The organism is Marinactinospora endophytica (assembly GCF_054780875.1).
The window spans coordinates 1-3,392 of record NZ_BAAGVM010000030.1; the positions used below are offsets into that span (position 1 = coordinate 1).

2 protein-coding genes are annotated in these 3,392 nt (G+C 65.0%); one reads left to right on the top strand and one right to left on the bottom strand.

From position 1 onward, the window contains the following. The first annotated feature begins 1,428 nt into the window (after nt 1-1,428). Nucleotides 1,429-1,593 carry a hypothetical protein gene (locus ACYVHU_RS26600; protein WP_498949911.1) on the top strand — a complete coding sequence of 55 codons (165 nt, stop codon included), beginning with the start codon at nt 1,429-1,431 and terminating at the stop codon, nt 1,591-1,593. Nucleotides 1,594-2,515: 922 nt separating this feature from the next. Here the strand turns inward: ACYVHU_RS26600 and ACYVHU_RS26605 are convergent. Next, the gene (locus ACYVHU_RS26605; protein WP_498949912.1) at nt 2,516-2,986 is read right to left on the bottom strand and encodes a glycine-rich domain-containing protein; all 471 of its coding nucleotides are present in this window, start codon (nt 2,984-2,986) and stop codon (nt 2,516-2,518) included. Nucleotides 2,987-3,392: the final 406 nt, after the last annotated feature.

Consider the following 3,392-nt stretch of genomic DNA (forward strand, 5'->3'; position numbering starts at 1 on the left):
CCGCCTGCACGGCGAGATCGGGCTGGTCCCGCCAGCGGAGTTCGAGGACGACTTCTACCAGCAGGTATCGGTGTCAGAGCAGGACGAAGCGTTGGTTCCGAGCCTCTAAAGAACCCGGCACGAAACAGGCCTGGAGATGATGCTCGACGGGCCTTGGGGGCAACAGCGCATTCGGGAACGCAGCCGAGCCTGAGCCATGGGGATGCCCGTCTACGTTCGCGGCCTGCCCATCGTGGTCATCGACCCCGGCCTCTCTCGGCTCCCGATCCGCGAGGTCGAATCCAGGGTCTGACGATCTGCGTCGCCACTGAGCACGGACGTGCCCGGCCGCGGTGTGAACCCACCAACACCAGCAGATCCTGTGTCCTAGACCCGCACGAGAGCACGGCCGATCCCACGCAGGGTTGAAAGGGTGCTGCGTCTCGCACCGGTACGAGACGCAGCACCCTTTGGGAAAGCACCCGGGGCGACCGCGTTTTCAGGTGCCTTCGAGGCCGATGATCGTGCCGGAGGGCACCACCACCTGAGTGATCCGCCGGCCTGGTTCAGCTTCGATCGGCCGTGGTGGTGGGTGCACCCAGCGGTGAACAGCCGCTCGCGCGCATGGTCCAAGTCCCCTTCAGATCTGTGGCCGAGTTCGGTGGCCAGGTGCGCGAGCACGACCAGGCCGCCGATGCCGGTCAAGTAGGGCGCATCGTTTCGACGTCGATGATCCCCAGACGGCCGTCAGGGGGGCGGGCATGGTCGGCTTAGAGGTTCAGGTTGCCCATCGGGATGTGGCCGGGCCTGCGCGCGTGAGCCAGTAACTTCGCCAACCGATACCAGGCCACTTCGTCACGCACCCACTCGCAGAGGTCGGCGGCAACGGCTTCCAGGTGCCAGGGCGTCACCTCCTCCGGCCACCGTGAGGGGGCGGTGTGCACGGTGCCCACCAGTTCGGTGAAGGCCCGTGACTCGTGTAGGTCAGCCAGAGGGGCAGGTAGGGGCCCTCGTCGGCGTCGCGTTTGAACACCCACTGCGGCCTTGGTTCGCCCAGCAGGGCAGGATCCGTCTAAGCGGGTAGGAGAGCAGGGGGGCAGCGGGAGACGACAGGGCGTGGGCGTATGCGGGGAAGGTGTGGGTCCTGTGAGAGCGTCGTGTGCCGTGCGGTGATGTCCTATATTCCTTGGGTGAGGGGTCAACCTGTTTCGGTCACGCGTTGTGCTGTGGTTGTGGGGGAGAGAGCGGGATGGGGTCGCCGTTGCTGGTATCGGGTTTCTGGAGGGTTCAGTACCCTCCCAGCATTTATAAAGAAATGGTAACGTCCTGTGAAGTTGCAGGTCGTGAAGGGTGCTCCCCGCGCATGCGGGGATGATCCTCCACATAGCCGCCGCGCTGTCCTCCGAGGAGGGTGCTCCCCGCGCATGCGGGGATGATCCCACCGAGTAGATGACACAGAGGCCCGGGGAGTGGTGCTCCCCGCGCGTCCCGCGCCGCGTCCGCCCCGAGGCCAAGGTCGCCACGGCGGCCGTCGCCCTGGTCGCCGCCGTCGCCGGCTGGCTCGCCCCCCACACCCCACGGCCCGACCTGGCCGATGACGGCGAGGGGGTGTAGCCCATGCCCGGCGTCTTGAGTCTGCCCACCGACAACGGTGTGCGGGGCGTTTCCGCATGTCAGGGCCTATCGCAGAAGGTTTTGGCGAGCTTCTTGGATTCAAGAAGGTAGCGTCCACTGGTTACTCGACACACAAGAGACGGTCCACTAGGGCGCCTAATTTGGCGCGGATTTTCCCGCAAGGACATGGCGGCAAGCATCGGATGCACAATTACAGCCCATTAAACGCCATGAAGAGTTGCATCAACGTAGCAGCTTTAGTCGCCGCGCTCTAATTGGCGTATACACGCGAATTAGAGCGCGGCGGTGTTTTCGCAGGCAGTGACGATTTTCTTGTGATAGGATCATTGCGACAAACGAGAGGCGGCCCCGGCGTCGCTGGCAACGAACCATCCGGGACCGCCTCGTTGGGCCCCTCAGTAGCTCAGCTACCTGGGGGGCCTTACTTGTTCGGGAACCACGGCAAGACGAACCTCACTATGGCGAGGATCGTCTGCACGATCGCAACGCCTAGCTGGGCTAGTAGCCAGCCCCAGTCGCGCTCGCGGCGGGTTCCTTCACTCATCGCATCCTCCTCATATCAATCTCGGACGGTTCCGAGGCCTCAGGAACCGCGCGTTGATATGCGGGGTGTGACGCAGAGAGAGTATCACCTCTCCCCTTCTTCCCCAATTCCAGCGGATTTTGCGGGATGCTGAGAAATATGTTCCTCAATACGGCATGTTGTCACTTCATCTGTACGGCGTGCCGTTCGTCTCCTCGCCGGGCGATGATGGCGATCTCGCGCGCGCAACGTCGCGCAGGTTCATGGCGCGGGTGTACCCCGGGACAGCAGAACGCCCCCGCACCCGGTAGTCCAGGCGCGGGGGCGACGGCCGAGGCGGCGCTGTCAGGACGACCAGCCCAGCCCGATCAGGCTATTTCACGTGTCATCCGAGTGGTCGTAATCGCCGCGGCAGCACTGCTTACAGTCGGGCTCCTCGGGGCCTTGAGCCACATCCAGCCACAGCCACCGGTCGACTTCGAACCCCTGGCTGGCCAAAAACTCGGCGGTCTTCTCAGGAGACATGGCAGTCCCCTCGGAACTGCCACCGTCGTCGAGGGGCCGGTGGTGAATGTACCGTCCGGCAATCCGCTTGCAGAAAGCGGTGTACTCCGCGGTGTAGAGGATGAACGTGTGCCAGCCGATGTCCACGCGCTTCGAGGGGGAGAGCGGACGGTCGCTGACAGCGCACCCAGCCAGGAAAACGGCGGTCTGGTCCACGATTCGGGCGCAGTACGCCCAGGGGAATCCATGGTCGTTCGAGATGCGAGTGGCCAGCCGCTCCCGTAGAGCGTGGTCGATGAGGTTACGCCCGGATCGGACGGCGGTCTGGGGGGTTGGTGGTGCCATGACTCTTCTCCCTTGGGCCGCTACGTAGCGTAGGGGCAGGAGGTCCGGCGCGGGTGTGATCCCGTGGCGGGGGGTCGTGACGGACAGGGTGGTCCGGGACGGCCCCTCTGCCATCCCGGACCGGACCGGGGAACACCCCTCAACGGTTCCCCGGGGGCCCGCGCGCCGGGCTCTGAGAACGACGCGCGGGAGCTCTAGCCGCCCGCCCCGCGCCTGAGACGGGCGGCCGGCCAACGCCGGGGTTTCCGGCGAGCAGGATGCTCACCCCGACGCGGCCGCCTGTGGAGGACCGAGCCTCTATTCATAGCGTGTACGTGCATGCACGTCTATGGACGTAGCCGATCGTAGCGGCTCGATCCTGTTCATCTACCGTTTCGGTCGTGATCATGGACCACCACGACCCTGA

Coding starts and splice junctions, on each gene's coding strand:
- ACYVHU_RS26600 (WP_498949911.1), top strand. CDS start 1,429: ATGACACAGAGGCCCGGGGAGTGGTGCTCCCCGCGCGTCCCGCGCCGC.
- ACYVHU_RS26605 (WP_498949912.1), bottom strand. CDS start 2,986: ATGGCACCACCAACCCCCCAGACCGCCGTCCGATCCGGGCGTAACCTC.